Below are 16,343 nucleotides of genomic sequence, written 5' to 3' on the forward strand. Positions count from 1 at the left end.
GCCCCGGCCTTCGGGCCGGGGTGGGGGTACCTCCCGCTTGCGGGGGAGAAACGGACTCCTGCGGAGCAGGGCAGCGGGAGACTGTTCGCTGCCAGGGCGGGTGGTGACGACGGTCAGCACAGCGGCACCGCCTCGCCCTCGCCCTGCGGCCATGCCGTCAGCGGAGTGAAGCCGTGGTGGCCGCATTCGCCGAAGACCGTGACCGGGGCGCCGCCGGACAGGGCGACCAGACGCCACAGATCAGGGCGGGACCGCGAAGAAGGAGAGAGGGGAAGGGCCGACTCGCCTTCGACATCGGCGAGTTGCCATGCATCGCCGTCCGGGGCCGGGACGACCCGCTCCAGTGTGACCGGGTAGGAGTCCAGCCACGGGTCGGCGCGCAGGGCCTCTCCGTAACGGGCGGCGGCCTCGGGCGTGGTCAGCCCCGTCGGCCGTATCGCCGCGGGCGCCGGAGGAGTGAACCGCTCGCCCAGCGCCGCCCGCAGCTGACCGGCGCCCGGGTACGCGGACAGCTCCGCCTCGAAGGCCAGCCCCACCGGAAGCGCCAGCTCGGGTGCCCGGCCGGCCGCGCCGTAGGAGAGGAGCAGGGCCGTGCGGCCGGATTCCGCGCCGTACAGCCAGATCCTGCGCGTCGTGAGCCGGGCGTCCGCCGTGTCGTACTGCGCGAGGACCAGCCAGCGGTCGCGCACCGGCGGGCCGTCCGCCGAGCCGGGCAGCCCGACGCGGGAACGGACCGTCGCGGCCAGGCCGTCCGGCAGTCGCTCGCGCCGCAACCAGCCCTGGTCGAGGAGGTGGAGCAGTGCGCACTCCTCCAGCAGCCGCACCGGCCAGCCCGGTCCCGACGAGGGAATCGCGCCCAACTCCCTTACGCGCGCGGCCAGGCCTGGTGCCTGCGCGTCGACCATCCGGGCCGCCGTCTCCTCCCACAGCCCGTACCCCGCCCGCTCGGCGGAGGCGAGCCCGCCGCGCAGCAGGTCCGCCAGCCGCTGCTCCAACTCGGTCGCCCCCGCGGTGATCCGCTCGGCCCGCCGCTCCGCCCGGCGCCGCGCCGCCTCGGGATCACCCGGGGAGGAAGCTCCAGATCCCCCGCCCGCCGCACTCCGGCCCTCGGCGCGCCTGCGTCTTCCCTCCAGCCACTGCGCGGCCCAGTCCGGCGCCTGCCCGGACGGCACCGCGCCGTCCGCGCCCGCCCAGAGCAGCAGCAGTCCCAGCGCGTGCTTGCACGGGAACTTCCGGCTCGGGCAACTGCACTTGTAAGCGGGCCCCGTCGAGTCCGCGATGTCGATGACCGTCTGATACGGCTTGCTGCCACTTCCCCTGCACAGTCCCCATACCGTCCCCTCCTCAGTACTGCCCGCTTCCGACCACGGGCCGGCCGCGCCGAGCTTGCTCCCCGCCTTGCGTGACGCGGCGTCAGGCGCCAGTGCCAGCACCTGATCCGCCGTCCAGCGCACCGCCTGCTGTGTCATGTCATCGAAGGTAGGTCCCACCACTGACAATCGATCCCCGCGAGCGCGTTTGTGCAGGTCAGGGCGCATTGTCAGTGGCGTGGTGCACGGTGGAACCAGATTCGAACCGGCCGAGCTGGAGGGGGACCGAGCCATGACCGTGTCCGTTGAACCGACGTCCGTTCACACACCCGCGGGAGAGAGGGAGGCGAGCCGGCCGAGCGAGGTGCTGCGGCCGCACGCCGAGCACGCCTTCGCCGCCGAACTCGCCGCGCTCGCCGCGCAGGACGACCGGCCCCGCCCGGAACGCTGGCTGATGTCGCCCTGGGCCGTGGCCACCTATCTGCTGGGCGGCACACTGCCGGACGGCACCGTGATCACCCCCAAATATGTGGGGCCGCGCCGCATTGTCGAGGTCGCCGTCACCACGCTCGCCACCGACCGGGCGCTGCTCCTGCTCGGTGTGCCCGGCACCGCGAAGACCTGGGTTTCCGAGCACCTGGCCGCCGCGGTCAGCGGCGACTCGACGCTGCTCGTGCAGGGCACGGCCGGCACTCCGGAGGAGGCCATCCGGTACGGCTGGAACTACGCGCAACTGCTCGCGCACGGGCCCAGCCGGGACGCGCTCGTGCCGAGCCCCGTCATGCGGGCCATGGCCGAGGGCATGACGGCCCGCGTCGAGGAACTGACCCGGGTTCCCGCGGACGTACAGGACAGCCTGATCACGATTCTCTCCGAAAAGACCTTGCCGATACCGGAATTGGGCCAGGAAGTGCAGGCCGTCCGCGGCTTCAACCTGATCGCCACGGCCAACGACCGCGACCGCGGGGTCAATGAACTCTCCAGCGCGCTGCGCCGCCGTTTCAACACGGTGGTGCTGCCGCTGCCGGAGAGTGCCGACGCCGAGGTCGAGATCGTCTCCCGCCGTGTCGACCAGATCGGCCGCTCCCTCGACCTGCCGGCCGTGCCCGAGGGCGTCGACGAGATCCGCCGTGTCGTCACCGTCTTCCGGGAGCTGCGCGGCGGGATCACGGCCGACGGGCGGACGAAACTGAAGTCGCCCAGCGGCACGCTGTCCACGGCCGAGGCGATCTCCGTCGTCACCAACGGCCTTGCTCTGGCAGCGCACTTCGGAGACGGCGTCCTGCGGGCGGGCGATGTCGCCGCCGGCATCCTCGGCGCTGTCGTGCGCGACCCGGCGGCGGACCGCGTCATCTGGCAGGAGTACCTGGAAGCGGTCGTCCGCGAGCGTGACGGCTGGAAGGACTTCTACCGTGCCTGCCGCGAGGTGAGCGCATGAGCGCGGAGCGGGACGCCGGGCCGCCCGCGCCGGAGGACGGGGTGACCGGCCGGGGCGCGGGGCCGCTGCTGCTCGGGGTGCGGCATCACGGGCCGGGGTCGGCGAGGGCCGTGCGGGCGGCGCTGGATGCGGCGGCTCCGCGGGTCGTACTGATCGAGGGGCCGCCCGAGGCGGACGCCCTCGTACCGCTGGCCGCCGACAAGGACATGCGTCCCCCCGTGGCGCTCCTCGCCCATGTCGTGGACGAGCCCGGCCACTCGGCCTTCTGGCCGCTGGCCGGGTTCTCGCCGGAGTGGGTGGCGATCCAGTGGGCTCTGGAGCACGGAGCGGCGGTCCGTTTCATCGACCTTCCGGCGGCCCACACCCTGGCCTGGGGGAGGGAAGAGGCGGAGCCGGAGCGCGACGCACCGGGAAGCACCCCTTCCACGGCCCCGGCCCCGCCCGGGAACCCCGGCGCGTCGGGCCCGGGAGAAGACCGCGGGCAGGGAGAAGACCGCGGGCAGGGAGAAGACCGCGGGTCGGCCGGTGATTCCGGCCCGGGAGGAGACCACGAGGCGAGAGGTGATTCCGGCCCGGCACCTGATTTTGGTCCGGGAGAAGACCACTGGGTGGCAGGAGATCCCCGTCCGGCGGGTGATTCCGGCCCGGCAGGTGCTCCCGGACGGCCGGACGCGGCAGCGGGTGAAACCGACCGTCCCCTCGACGCGGCGGCCGTCCGGATCGACCCCCTCGCGGTGCTCGCCGAGGCGGCCGGTCACGACGACCCGGAGCGCTGGTGGGAGGACGTGGTCGAGCACCGGGCCGGGACGGCGGGCGAACCGTTCGCACCCTTCGCCGTGCTGGAGGAGGCGATGGGGGTGATGCGCGAGGCGTACGGGGTCGGGGGACACGACCGGGACCTGGTGCGCGAGGCGTACATGCGGCTCCAGATCCGGGCGGCGCAGCGGGAGTTCGGGGACGACGTGGCCGTGGTGTGCGGGGCCTGGCACGTGCCCGCGCTGCGGCAGCGGACCCCGGTCGGCGCCGACCGGGCCCTCCTCAAGGGCCTGCCGAAGGTCAAGGCCGACCTGACGTGGGTGCCCTGGACGCACCGCCGGCTCTCCCGGGTCAGCGGGTACGGGGCGGGCATCGACTCGCCGGGCTGGTACGGGCACCTGTTCAGCGCCCCCGACCGTCCGGTCGCGCGGTGGATGACCAAGGTGGCCCGGCTGCTGCGCGACGAGGACCGGGGCGTGTCGTCGGCCCACGTCATCGAGGCCGTGCGGCTGGCCGACACGCTCGCCGCGATGCGCGGTCGCCCGCTGCCCGGACTGACCGAGACCACCGACGCCGTCCGGGCCGTGATGTGCGAGGGCTCGGACGTGCCCCTGGCGCTGGTGCGCGACCGGCTCGTGGTCGGGGATGTGCTGGGGGAGGTGCCGGAGTCCGCCCCGGCGGTTCCGTTGCAGCGGGACCTCACGCGGTCGCAGCGGCGGCTGCGGCTCAGACCCGAGGCGCTGGAGCGGGAGATGGAGCTCGACCTGCGCAAGGAGACCGACGCGGGGCGCAGCACGCTGTTGCACCGGTTGCGGCTCCTGGGTATCGCGTGGGGCGAGCCAGCGACGTCCCGCGGCAGCACGGGCACCTTCCGGGAGACCTGGCGGCTCCGCTGGGAGCCGGAGCTGTCGGTGCGGGTCGCCGAGGCCGGCGTGTGGGGCACGACCGTTCTGGCCGCCGCGACGGCCAAGGCCGAGGCGGATGCCGTCGGTGCGCCTTCACTGGCCGATGTCACGGCGCTCGCCGAGCACTGCCTCCTCGCCGAACTCCCGGACGCGCTGCCCGTGGTGATGCGGGTGCTCGCCGACCGGGCCGCCCTCGACGCGGACGTGGGCCACTTGGCGCAGGCCCTGCCCGCCCTCGTCCGCTCCCTTCGTTACGGCGACGTACGCGGCACGGACACCCACGCCCTCGCCGATGTCGCGGCCGGTCTCGCCGAGCGCGTCTTCGTCGGTCTCCCGCCGGCCTGCGCCGCCCTCGACGGCGACGCGGCCGAGGAGATGCGCCGCCACGTCGACGCCGTGCACGGGGCGGTGGGACTGCTGGGGGAGGTGACCGCGGGGACCGCTTCGCTCGGCGACGGAGCTCCGGCCGACGGCATCCGCGGGCGCTGGCACTCCGTGCTGCGGGTACTCGCCGCGCGGGACACCGTGCCCGGAGTGGTCAGGGGACGGGCGGTCCGACTGCTCCTCGACGAAGGAGAGCTGGCGCAGGAGGAGGCCGCGCGGCTCATGGGGCTCGTGCTGTCGCCGGGGACGGAGCCCGCGGACGCGGCCGCGTGGATCGAGGGGTTCGTCGGGGGCGGCTCCGGCGGCATGCTGCTCGTGCACGACGAGCGGCTGCTCGGGCTGGTGGACGCGTGGCTGACCGGGGTGCCCGCGGATGCGTTCACCGATGTGCTGCCGCTGTTGCGCCGGACGTTCTCGGCGTACGAGACAGGGGTGCGCAGGACGCTGGGGGAACTGGTCCGGCGCGGCCCGGCGCTGCGGACGAATGCCGAGGCCACCGGCTCCGGCTCCGGCATACCCGGGTTCGCCCCCGACCTCGACCCCGGGCGCGCGGACGCCGTGCTGCCGCTGCTGAGCCTGCTGCTGGGGCTGGGCGAGTCCGCAGATGCCGAAGACGACACGGATCGCCGGGCCGACGACGGGGACGGTGGCGACCGGACGGACCACGTCAACGACAACGATCTTGTGAGGGTGGCTCCATGACCGAGGCAGCGGTGGGCGCCGGCGACGAGCGGCTGCGGCGATGGCGGCTGGTGCTCGGCGGCGAGGAGGCGGACGGCACCGGATGCGTGCTCTCCGGGCAGGACGCAGCCATGGACGGGGCGCTGGGCGCGCTCTACGGCAAGGGGGGCAACGGGAGCAAGGGGCAGCCGGGGCGGGACCGCTCGGCGGGGCTCGGGGCGTCGGCGCCGTCGGTCGCGCGCTGGCTCGGCGACATCCGGACCTACTTCCCCTCCTCCGTGGTGCAGGTGATGCAACGCGACGCCATCGACCGGCTCGGGCTCTCCGCCCTGCTCCTGGAGCCCGAGATGCTGGAGGCGGTGGAGGCCGACGTGCACCTGGTGGGCACCCTTCTCTCCCTCAACAAGGCCATGCCGGAGACGACGAAGGAGACCGCGCGGGCCGTGGTGCGCAAGGTCGTGGAGGACTTGGAGAAGCGGCTTGCCACCCGCACCCGGGCCACACTCACCGGCGCCCTCGACCGCAGCGCCCGGATCAGCAGACCCCGCCACCACGACATCGACTGGAACCGCACGATCGCGGCCAACCTGAAGCACTACCTGCCCGAGTACCGCACGATCGTGCCCGAGCGGCTGATCGGTTACGGACGGGCCTCGCAGTCGGTGAAGAAGGAGGTCATCCTCTGCATCGACCAGTCGGGGTCGATGGCGGCGTCGGTCGTCTACGCCTCCGTGTTCGGTGCCGTGCTCGCGTCGATGCGTTCCATCGCCACCCGGCTCGTCGTCTTCGACACGGCCGTCGTCGACCTCACCGACCAGCTCGACGACCCGGTCGACGTCCTCTTCGGCACCCAGCTCGGCGGCGGCACGGACATCAACCGGGCCCTCGCGTACTGCCAGGCGCAGATCACCAGGCCCGCCGACACGGTCGTCGTCCTCATCAGCGACCTCTACGAAGGCGGGATACGCAACGAAATGCTGAAGCGGGTCGCGGCGATGAAGGCGGCGGGCGTGCAGTTCGTGACGCTGCTCGCGCTGTCCGACGAGGGGGCGCCCGCATACGACCGTGAGCACGCGGCGGCGCTCGCGGCGCTCGACGCGCCGGCGTTCGCCTGCACACCCGACCTGTTCCCCGAGGTCATGGCCGCGGCGATCGAGAAGCGACCGCTCCCGATACCGGACACCAGGTGAGAAGAGACCGAAGCGGTCGAAGTATCAGCGGTCGAAGGGGTCGGGGATCGACGAGACGGACATCCGGACATGGGCATCCAGCGGTCTCCGTCCCGACGGTGGGTGGTCGGCTTCCGAGGGCTCGTGGACCCGGACGGCCGAAGGCCGGCGGATCCACTCGACCGGACCCCCGCGCAAGGGCCGGGTGGTCCCCATGGGGGGTGGGGACCACTCCCGCGGCGCCCTCAGCGGCTGCTCAGAGGGGCCTCACGGGGTAATCCCCGGCCTGGTGAGGGCCTGTCCGGCGACGTTCTGTGACAGGTATCACCGCTGAGGTGTGATCTGCGATTTAGGGACCCGCGTCCCTCGGCGATAACCTGCGAGACGGACATGCCGCGCGCTCGGACACCGTGTGCGCCACCCTTGTGACAGCGGACGTCACGTTGCCCTTCGCGGCACGCCCACGCAGACAACGAACCGCGAGATCACTGATAGGGACGGACGCGCGTGGACCTGTTCGAGTACCAGGCGAGGGACCTCTTCGCCAAGCACGGTGTACCGGTGCTGGCCGGTGAAGTCATTGACACGCCTGAGGCAGCCCGCGAGGCGACCGAGCGTCTTGGCGGCAAGTCCGTCGTCAAGGCCCAGGTGAAGGTCGGTGGCCGCGGCAAGGCCGGCGGCGTCAAGCTTGCCGCCACCCCGGACGAGGCCGTCGCCCGCGCGACGGACATTCTCGGCATGGACATCAAGGGCCACACGGTCCACAAGGTGATGATCGCCGAGACCGCGCCCGAGATCGTCGAGGAGTACTACGTTTCGTACCTCCTCGACCGCACGAACCGCACCTTCCTCGCCATGGCGTCCGTACAGGGCGGCGTGGAGATCGAGGTCGTCGCGGAAGAAAACCCCGAGGCCCTCGCGAAGGTCCCGGTCGACGCCAACGAAGGCGTGTCGATCGAGAAGGCCCGCGAGATCGTGGCCCAGGCGAAGTTCCCGGCCGAGGTGGCCGAGCAGGTCGCCGAGATCCTGGTGACGCTGTGGGACACCTTCATCAAGGAGGACGCCCTCCTCGTCGAGGTGAACCCGCTCGCCAAGGTCGCCTCCGGCAAGGTCATCGCCCTTGACGGCAAGGTGTCGCTGGACGAGAACGCCGAGTTCCGTCAGCCGGACCACGCCGCGCTCGAGGACAAGGAGTCGGCCAACCCGCTCGAGGCCGCCGCCAAGGCCAAGAACCTCAACTACGTCAAGCTCGACGGTGAGGTCGGCATCATCGGCAACGGCGCGGGTCTCGTCATGAGCACCCTCGACGTCGTCGCGTACGCCGGTGAGAACCACGGTGGCGTGAAGCCGGCCAACTTCCTCGACATCGGCGGCGGCGCCTCCGCCGCGGTCATGGCGAACGGCCTGGAGATCATCCTCGGCGACCCGGACGTCAAGTCCGTCTTCGTCAACGTCTTCGGCGGCATCACCGCCTGTGACGAGGTCGCCAACGGCATCGTCCAGGCGCTCCAGCTCCTCGCCGACAAGGGCGAGGAAGTCACCAAGCCGCTGGTCGTGCGTCTCGACGGCAACAACGCCGAGCTGGGTCGCCAGATCCTGTCGGACGCCAACCACCCGCTGGTCCAGCGCGTGGACACCATGGACGGCGCGGCCGACAAGGCCGCCGAACTCGCGGCTGCGAAGTAAGGGACGAGGGAAACAACCGCCATGGCTATCTTCCTCAACAAGGACAGCAAGGTCATCGTCCAGGGCATGACCGGTGCCACGGGTATGAAGCACACCAAGCTCATGCTCGCGGACGGGACGAACATCGTCGGTGGCGTGAACCCGCGCAAGGCGGGCACGTCCGTCGACATCGACGGCAATGAGATCCCCGTCTTCGGCACGGTCGCCGAGGCCATGGAGAAGACTGGCGCCAACGTGTCCGTCCTCTTCGTGCCGCCGGCCTTCGCCAAGGCCGCGGTCGTCGAGGCGATCGACGCGGAGATCCCCCTCGCGGTCGTCATCACCGAGGGCATCGCCGTCCACGACTCCGCCGCCTTCTGGGCGTACGCGAAGTCGAAGGGCAACAAGACCCGCATCATCGGCCCGAACTGCCCCGGTCTCATCACCCCGGGCCAGTCCAACGCCGGCATCATCCCGGGCGACATCACGAAGCCGGGCCGCATCGGCCTGGTCTCGAAGTCCGGCACGCTGACGTACCAGATGATGTACGAGCTCCGTGACATCGGCTTCTCGTCCGCCGTCGGCATCGGTGGCGACCCGGTCATCGGCACGACGCACATCGACGCGCTTGCCGCGTTCGAGGCCGACCCCGACACCGACCTGATCGTCATGATCGGCGAGATCGGCGGCGACGCCGAGGAGCGTGCGGCGGACTTCATCGCGAAGAACGTGACCAAGCCGGTCGTCGGCTACGTCGCTGGCTTCACCGCGCCCGAGGGCAAGACCATGGGCCACGCCGGCGCCATCGTCTCCGGCTCCTCCGGCACGGCCGCCGCGAAGAAGGAGGCCCTCGAGGCCGCGGGCGTCAAGGTCGGCAAGACGCCGACCGAGACGGCCAAGCTCGCGCGCGAGATCCTCGCGGGCTGAGCTGTCGCTCGACCGAACGCCGGTGGGCCCGCACCCTTTGGGGGTGCGGGCCCACCGGCGTTCTCCGCCCCGGACGTCAGCGGATCTCCGGGACCATCCGCTCGGGTCCGCTCACCTCTTGGGACCTCAGCCTGGCGCGGAGCCTCAGCTCCGCCGCGGAGAGCGGCCCGGGGGCGGCCCGGGGCGGCAGGCCGTGGATGGTCTCCGGCGGGGAGAGAGGAGCCTCGTAGTGGTCAGGGGCCGTGTCCAGCGTCAGGGCGGTCACCCCGATCAGCAGGACCGTGAACGCGATGGCCGCCCGGGTCCACTGCTGGGCCCGGCGCTCGCCGTACCAGCGGACCGTGAGGGGCTTCGCCGCGCGCAGCCGCTCCGCGCTCGCCAGCTCGGCGAGCCGCCAGTGCAGGGCCTCCGGCGACGCCAGCTCCGGCAGCCGCCGGGCGACGGCCTCGCGCGCGTGCAGCACCCGGTTGGCCGCCGCGGGCGTGCTCGCCTCCGTCTCGGCCGCGGTCTCCGGCAGTCCGAGCCCGACACCGTCGTACAGCAGCAGGGTGCGCCGGTACACGGGCGGCAGTTCGAGGAGTACGTCGAGCAGCGCGCGGTCGGCGGCGCCGGCGGGCGGCGCCTCCGGGTGCCGGTAGCGCGGGCGCAGCCGGTGCCAGGGGGAGAGCGCGTACTCGTAGGCCGTCGCGCGCACCCATCCGGCGGGGTCCCGGTCCACGGCCACCTCGGGCCAGCGGTACCAGGCCTGTTGGAACGCGCGTTCCACGGACTCGCGGGCCAGTTCGCGCCGCCCGGTCAGCAGATAGGCCTGTCGTACGAGGGCGGGGGCGCAGAACGCGTAGAGCGCGTCGAAGGCCTGAGCGGGCGTCAGTGACGGCTCCGGGGGATCGGAGTCCGCGTCCTCGGCAAGCCGCTCCAAGGCCCGGGCGGTTCGTTCCCCGGCCCGGGCGGAACGCTTCCTTCCCCCGGTGGAACGCTCCTCCCGGCCGGCCGGCCGGGCCTCACGGGCCGCCCCCGTCCCCGTTCCCGCGCCCGTCCCCGCTCCCACCAGTTCGGGAGCGATTTCCTCCTGACGGGCGTTCACCTGTGCCTGTGCCTGTGCCTGTGCCTGTGCCTGTGCCTGGGCCTGGGTCGGCTCGGCGGTGAGCAGCCTCGCGTACGCCTCCCGCTTGCTGCCGCGCGGCGCCGAACGGCCGGACTCCCACGAGCGCACCGTCGCCCGGCTGACGCCGAGCCGGGTGGCCACGTCGGCCTGGGTCAGCGACCGGTCCTCGCGCAGGCGACGGCGTTCCCCGGGCGCCGGCAGCGGGGTGGCGGGGCTCTGTGTCATGTCGGATCCCCCAGGGTGCCCCTTCGTACGAAAAAGTACATAACTGCATATTGAGCGACACATCCAGGGTTCGCCTGTTACGACGAGAAAGCGCGTGTCGTTGGGAGCATGAGAGCCGTGACCCAAATCACCGACCGCAGGCTCTCGTTGTCGCCCCTGCTCACCGGGATGCGCGACCGATCACCACGACTGGCCGCGAGTCTCCTGGACGGTGCCCTCGCCGCGGGGCTCGGACTCGGCTCGTTCGCCGTCCTCGTCATGGTGCTGTGGATCAGCTCGCCCTACCCGGACAGCGGGCCGGGCGGAGCGCTGCATGTCGCCGCCGCGCTCTGGCTGCTCGCCCATGGCGTGGAGTTGATCCGCACCGACACCCTGTCCGGTCTGCCGATGCCGGTGGGGGTGACGCCGCTTCTGCTGCTCGCCCTCCCGGCGTGGCTGCTGCACCGGGCCGCGCGGGAGGCGGCCGATGTCACGTCGGGGGCGTCGCCGCGTACGGCGTGGGCCGGTGTCGTGGCCGGCTATCTGTCCGTCGGCTGGGCCGCCTCGCTGTACGCCTCGGGTGGAACGTTGCGCCCCTCCTGGACCTGGGCCGTGGTCTGCCTGCCGCTGCTTACGGTGATCGCCGCCGGAACGGGGGTCTGGACGGCGTACGGGCGACCGTGGGGGCCGATGGCGTTCTGGCGGAATCGGGCCATGAAGGCTCTTCCGCTCGCCGGAGTGCGTCCGGTCCTGGCTGTACGCCGTCTCGTCGCCGCCGACGACCGGGTGCTCGGCGGAGCGGCGCGGGCCGCCTCGGCCGGGGTCGCGGTCCTCGTCGGAGGCGGTGCCCTGCTCGTGGCTGCGTCGCTGGTCTGGCACGGGGACGCGGCTCGCGCCTCGTTCGTCCAGCTCACCGGGGGGTGGTCGGGCCGGCTCGCCGTACTGCTGCTGTGTCTGGTCCTGGTGCCGAACGCGGCGGTGTGGGGGGCGGCGTACGGGCTCGGGCCTGGTGTCGTCCTGAGCGCCGGTCATGTCGCGGGACCGCTGTCCGCCACTGTCGCCGGCGCGCACACGCCGGCCGATCTACTCCCCGCGTTTCCGCTGCTCGCGGCGTTGCCGGGGGCAGATTCCGGGGCGCCGCAGGCCTGGCTGAGCTGGCTGGTGCCGGTGGCCGCCGGGGCGACGGTGGCACGGTTCGCGGTGAAGGCGGGGGCCGTAAGAGGGACCCCGGGCCGGAAGGAGCCCTGGCCGCTCGGGCGGACGGTGGGCGTCGTCTCGCTCGCCGCCGGATGGTGCGGCGTCGCGCTCGGCGTGCTCGCCGGGCTGGCCGGGGGGCCGCTGGGGGTGGGCGCCCTGACTCATTTCGGGCCGGTGTGGTGGCAGGTGGGGCCCGCGGCGGCCGTGTGGACGGTGGTCGTCGGGATTCCCGTCGCGGTGGGCACGGCCGGGTGGAGGGATCGCGGGCGCGTGGCGGCGAAGGGCTCGGGTGCCGGCTGGGACGCGCACGGAATCGGGTGGACTCACCGGCTGTCGATGCCGCGCCGGCTGCCGAGGTGGAGGGACACCCCCTCGACGCCGGTGCCGACGCCGGTTCGGATGCAGGCGCCGCCGTCCATCGCGGCTCGGGCGGAACCCGCGGCTCGGGTCGAACCCTCGGTGCTGGAGTCCGTTCCTGGCGACTTCGACCCGTACGACCCCTATGACTCCTACGGGCCGTACGACGCTCTGCCGGGGGAGGCCACGGTGGCCGCGTGGCACGAGGAAACGTCGAGGGAGACCCGCTGGGAGGCCCTGAAGAAGGCGAGCGGGCACGCCGCATCAGAGGACCTGGAGCACCCGGAAGCCCCGGAAGACCTGGGAGGGCCGGAAGACCTGGGAGGGTCCTGAGCACATGGAGGACTTCGAGAGCCCGGAGGAACTCGGGGGCCCGAAGTGAGGGCGGAGGGCCCCGGTCGAGGTGGTCCGGGGAGAGGTTCGCCCCGCTGATCCGCGACGGGGCCTCTGGTCCTCGCCACGGCGGATTCCGGCGGGTACCCGGAAATCCAGCGGTGGGCCGGGCTTCCTGCCGTGCGGTGGCCCGGGTTTCCTGTCGGGTGGTGGACCGGCCTGCTGCCGGGCGGCGGACCGGGCCCCTGCCGGGCGGTGGGGTCCCGGGACTCCTGGCGAGCGGCGGACCGGCCTCCTGCCGGGTGGTGACCCCGGGCAGGAGGCGAGGCGTCAGTTGTGGGTGCCCAGCAGTCCGCGCAGATCCTTCGGGAGAAGGTCGTTGCACGACTGCTTCGCGGCGTTCGTCAGAGCGTCGTTCGTGCAGGAGTAGTAGTCGCTGTAGACGAGGTGGGCGGTGAAGATCCCGGCGACCATCACGATGGCCAGCGACGCGGTGACCACGCCACTCACCGCGGCGGTCATCTGGGGGCGGACGTTCGGGTCGGGCGCCGGGGCGTCCGGGTCCGGCGTACGCCTCCTGGAACGGAGCGCGCTGCCGCCCCAGTACAGGGCGAGCGAGCCGAGCAGCAGGGCCACGTACGGCCAGCCGAAGAGGACGAAGAAGAACGCCCACATGCCGGAGAGCAGTGCGTAACGGGCGCGGCGCTGGGCCGGGTCCGTGGGGTCCCAGCGCATACCCCCGCCGGGTGTGCCGCCGGGCCCTTCGGGACCGCCCTGCCCCTGCCCCTGCGGCGCGCCCGGCCGGTCGCCGAAGCCGCCGCCGTTGGAGGGACCGGGCTGCCGGTCGCTCCACTGGCTGCCCCAGGGGGAGTGCCCCGGACTCTGCTGTCCGCCCTCGCCGTCCTCGCCCGAGCCCTGTCCGTGTCCTTGTCCGTGCCGACGCGGCTGCCACGGCCGGTCGGGTGTCCCCTCCGGCGGCGGCGCGAACGGATTGTCGTCCTGGTTCGAGGGAGCGGACGGGCCGGACGGGGGAGTGTCGGGCGCGTCGGGTCCACGCTCGCCCGAGGGGCCGCCGCCGCTTCCACCTGCCGAGCCGCCGCCGTTCCCGTCCGCGGAGCCGGGCCCGTCTGTGGAGCCGCCCCCGTCCGACCTCGGCGGGGTGGACGAAGGGCGCCGCTCGCGCAGCAGGAGCGGAGGGAGTCGGAGACTGCGGTCCGGCATCAGGTGAGCGTCTTCCCCTTGGTGGTTCTGGCAGGCGGCGTGTCCACACAGCTTCTCGCTCGCGACGCGCGCCCCGAGCCGGTCCACCCGGGCTGACGCCTCGGGCCGGTCCGCCCCGGACTGACGCCCCGAGCTTCGCACTCCGGACTCGCGCCCCGAGCTTCGTACCCCCGGACACGCGCTCCGGATGTCTCCGGGGCCCGTGCCGCAGGTGGTGTCGGGGCCGTGCCCCGAATGTTCGTCCTCGTCCCAGGTCAACGTCCCGCCGGCACAGGGCGTTCCCCGTGCCGGAGGTGTTCCCGGGTGGATCCTCCCCAGACGCTACCTTCCGGCCCCGCCCCCGTCCCGTGGGGGCCGCCCGGTGTGCCGGTATCGTTGCTGACGGTCGGCCGCTTCGTAGACTTCCCCGTATCCCGGGGCGCGAAGCATTCGTACGACCGTACAAACGCTCCCCCGAGAAAGGGCCCTCTCGTGGCCAAGACCAAGCGCCTCGTCGTGCTGGTCTCCGGATCAGGTACGAATCTGCAGGCACTGCTCGACGCCGTCGCGGAGGCGGGCTCAGCGGCCTACGGTGCCGAGATCGTGGCCGTCGGAGCCGACCGGGACGGCATCGAGGGGCTCGCGCGGGCCGAGCGTGCCGGGCTCCCGACCTTCGTGTGCAAGGTCAGGGACCACGGCAGCCGGGACGAGTGGGATCTCGCGCTCGCCGAGGCGACCGCCGCGTACGAGCCCGATCTCGTCGTGTCCGCCGGGTTCATGAAGATCGTGGGCAAGGAGTTCCTCGCCCGGTTCGGCGGACGGTTCGTCAACACCCATCCCGCGCTGCTCCCCAGTTTTCCCGGCGCCCACGGCGTCCGTGACGCGCTCGCGTACGGAGCCCGGGTCACCGGCTGCACCGTCCACTTCGTCGACGACGGCGTCGACACCGGACCGATCATCGCCCAGGGCGTGGTCGAGGTCCGCAACGAGGACGACGAGAGCGCTCTGCACGAGCGCATCAAGGAAGTCGAGCGAAGACTGCTCGTCGATGTCGTGGGGCGGCTCGCCCGCAACGGCTATCGCATTGAGGGACGAAAGGTAGTTATCCAGTGACCGCCGACAGCACAGTCACGGCCGAGAGCACCGAGGGCACCAAGCGGGTCATCCGGCGCGCGCTCGTCAGCGTGTACGACAAGACCGGTCTCGAGGAGCTGGCCCGCGGGCTGCACGCGGCCGGCGTCGAACTCGTCTCCACCGGGTCCACCGCCGCGAAGATCGCCGCGACCGGTGTGCCCGTCACCAAGGTGGAGGAGCTCACCGGCTTCCCCGAGTGCCTGGACGGCCGCGTCAAGACCCTGCACCCGAAGGTCCACGCCGGGATCCTCGCCGATCTGCGCCTGGAGAGCCACCGGCAGCAGCTCGCCGAGCTCGGCGTGGAGCCGTTCGACCTCGTCGTCGTCAACCTCTACCCGTTCCGGGAGACGGTCGAGTCCGGGGCGACCCCCGACGAGTGCGTCGAGCAGATCGACATCGGCGGTCCCTCGATGGTGCGCGCGGCAGCCAAGAACCACCCCTCCGTCGCCGTCGTCACCAGCCCCGACCGCTACGGCGACGTCCTCTCCGCCGTCCAGGACGGCGGTTTCGACCTGCACACCCGCAAGCGGCTCGCCGCCGAGGCCTTCCAGCACACGGCCGCGTACGACGTCGCCGTCGCCTCCTGGTTCGCCTCCTCGTACGCGCCGGTCGACGAGTCGCAGTTCCCCGACTTCCTCGGTGCCACCTGGGAGCGCGCGCACACGCTCCGCTACGGCGAGAACCCGCACCAGCCCGCCGCCCTCTACACCTCCGGCACCGGCGGTCTCGCCGAGGCCGAGCAGCTGCACGGCAAGGAGATGTCGTACAACAACTACACGGACACGGATGCCGCGCGCCGTGCCGCGTACGACCACGAGGACCCCTGCGTCGCGATCATCAAGCACGCCAACCCGTGCGGGATCGCCGTCGCGTCGAACGTCGCCGAGGCGCACCGCAAGGCGCACGCCTGTGACCCGCTGTCCGCGTTCGGCGGGGTGATCGCGGTCAACCGCCCGGTCACCAAGGAGATGGCCGAGCAGGTCGCGGAGATCTTCACCGAGGTCATCGTCGCGCCCGAGTACGAGGACGGCGCCCTCGAAGCCCTCACCAAGAAGAAGAACATCCGCGTGCTGCGGGCCCACAACGCCCCCGCCGCCCCCGTCGAGATCAAGCCCGTCGACGGCGGCGCGCTGCTCCAGGTCACCGACCGCCTCCAGGCCCCCGGCGACAACCCGGCGAGCTGGACCCTGGCGACCGGTGACGCCCTGAGCGAGGGCGAGCTCGACGAGCTGGCCTTCGCCTGGCGCGCCTGCCGCGCGGTGAAGTCCAACGCGATCCTGCTCGCCAAGGACGGCGCCTCGGTCGGCGTCGGCATGGGCCAGGTCAACCGCGTCGACTCCGCGAAGCTCGCGGTCGAGCGGGCCGGCGCCGAGCGCGCCCGTGGCTCCTACGCCGCCTCGGACGCGTTCTTCCCGTTCCCCGACGGCCTGGAGATCCTGGCCGACGCGGGCGTCAAGGCCGTGGTCCAGCCCGGCGGTTCGGTCCGCGACGAGCTGGTCGTGGAGGCCGCGAAGAAGGCCGGCATCACGATGTACTTCACCGGGACGCGGCACTTCTTCCACTGAGCCGGCGCCAAAC

At 72.6% G+C, this 16,343-nt stretch carries 11 protein-coding genes; 8 read left to right on the forward strand and 3 right to left on the reverse strand.

The window, feature by feature from the left end; translation table 11 throughout:
• Positions 1-113: 113 nt before the first annotated feature.
• Positions 114-1,469 (reverse strand): SWIM zinc finger family protein, encoded by a 1,356-nt coding sequence (locus N4G66_RS22335; RefSeq protein ID WP_261705925.1) that lies wholly within the window; start codon positions 1,467-1,469, stop codon positions 114-116.
• A gap of 133 nt (positions 1,470-1,602) precedes the next feature.
• On the opposite strand from N4G66_RS22335, the gene N4G66_RS22340 reads away from it, so the two are divergent.
• The 5 genes from N4G66_RS22340 (at position 1,603) to sucD (ending at position 9,235) form a co-directional block, all read left to right on the forward strand.
• The gene (locus N4G66_RS22340) at positions 1,603-2,748 is read left to right on the forward strand and encodes an ATP-binding protein (RefSeq protein WP_261705926.1); all 1,146 of its coding nucleotides are present in this window, start codon (positions 1,603-1,605) and stop codon (positions 2,746-2,748) included.
• On the forward strand, positions 2,745-5,495 hold the full coding sequence (locus N4G66_RS22345) for a DUF5682 family protein (RefSeq protein WP_261705927.1): 2,751 nt from the start codon (positions 2,745-2,747) through the stop codon (positions 5,493-5,495). The genes N4G66_RS22340 and N4G66_RS22345 overlap by 4 nt, the downstream gene beginning before the upstream one ends.
• Complete coding sequence (locus N4G66_RS22350; protein ID WP_261705928.1) at positions 5,492-6,664, forward strand: VWA domain-containing protein; 1,173 nt, start codon at positions 5,492-5,494, stop codon at positions 6,662-6,664. Before N4G66_RS22345 ends, N4G66_RS22350 begins: the two co-directional genes overlap by 4 nt.
• A 486-nt stretch (positions 6,665-7,150) precedes the next feature.
• Positions 7,151-8,329: an ADP-forming succinate--CoA ligase subunit beta gene (sucC, locus tag N4G66_RS22355; RefSeq protein ID WP_261705929.1), complete on the forward strand. Its 1,179-nt coding sequence runs from the start codon at positions 7,151-7,153 to the stop codon at positions 8,327-8,329.
• Between the two features lie 21 nt (positions 8,330-8,350).
• Complete coding sequence (gene sucD / locus N4G66_RS22360; RefSeq protein WP_261705930.1) at positions 8,351-9,235, forward strand: succinate--CoA ligase subunit alpha; 885 nt, start codon at positions 8,351-8,353, stop codon at positions 9,233-9,235.
• A 76-nt stretch (positions 9,236-9,311) separates the two neighbouring features.
• Here sucD and N4G66_RS22365 read toward each other — a convergent pair whose 3' ends face one another.
• Positions 9,312-10,565, reverse strand: a complete 1,254-nt coding sequence (locus tag N4G66_RS22365; RefSeq protein WP_261705931.1) for a helix-turn-helix domain-containing protein — start codon at positions 10,563-10,565, stop codon at positions 9,312-9,314.
• A gap of 108 nt (positions 10,566-10,673) precedes the next feature.
• Here N4G66_RS22365 and N4G66_RS22370 point away from each other — a divergent pair, with 108 nt between their 5' ends.
• Positions 10,674-12,431 (forward strand): cell division protein PerM, encoded by a 1,758-nt coding sequence (locus N4G66_RS22370; RefSeq protein WP_261705932.1) that lies wholly within the window; start codon positions 10,674-10,676, stop codon positions 12,429-12,431.
• Positions 12,432-12,761: 330 nt separating this feature from the next.
• On the opposite strand, the gene N4G66_RS22375 is transcribed toward N4G66_RS22370, so the two are convergent.
• Entirely contained in the window at positions 12,762-13,652 is an 891-nt protein-coding gene (locus N4G66_RS22375) for a hypothetical protein (protein WP_261705933.1), read from the reverse strand.
• A gap of 471 nt (positions 13,653-14,123) precedes the next feature.
• Here N4G66_RS22375 and purN point away from each other — a divergent pair, with 471 nt between their 5' ends.
• Together purN and purH are read left to right on the forward strand one after the other, a co-directional pair.
• Positions 14,124-14,744 (forward strand): phosphoribosylglycinamide formyltransferase, encoded by a 621-nt coding sequence (gene purN / locus N4G66_RS22380; protein WP_261705934.1) that lies wholly within the window; start codon positions 14,124-14,126, stop codon positions 14,742-14,744.
• Positions 14,741-16,330 (forward strand): bifunctional phosphoribosylaminoimidazolecarboxamide formyltransferase/IMP cyclohydrolase, encoded by a 1,590-nt coding sequence (gene purH / locus N4G66_RS22385; RefSeq protein WP_261705935.1) that lies wholly within the window; start codon positions 14,741-14,743, stop codon positions 16,328-16,330. Before purN ends, purH begins: the two co-directional genes overlap by 4 nt.
• Positions 16,331-16,343: the final 13 nt, after the last annotated feature.

Origin of the sequence: Streptomyces rhizosphaerihabitans (genome assembly GCF_025399795.1) — a bacterium.
Lineage (GTDB): Bacteria > Actinomycetota > Actinomycetes > Streptomycetales > Streptomycetaceae > Streptomyces > Streptomyces rhizosphaerihabitans.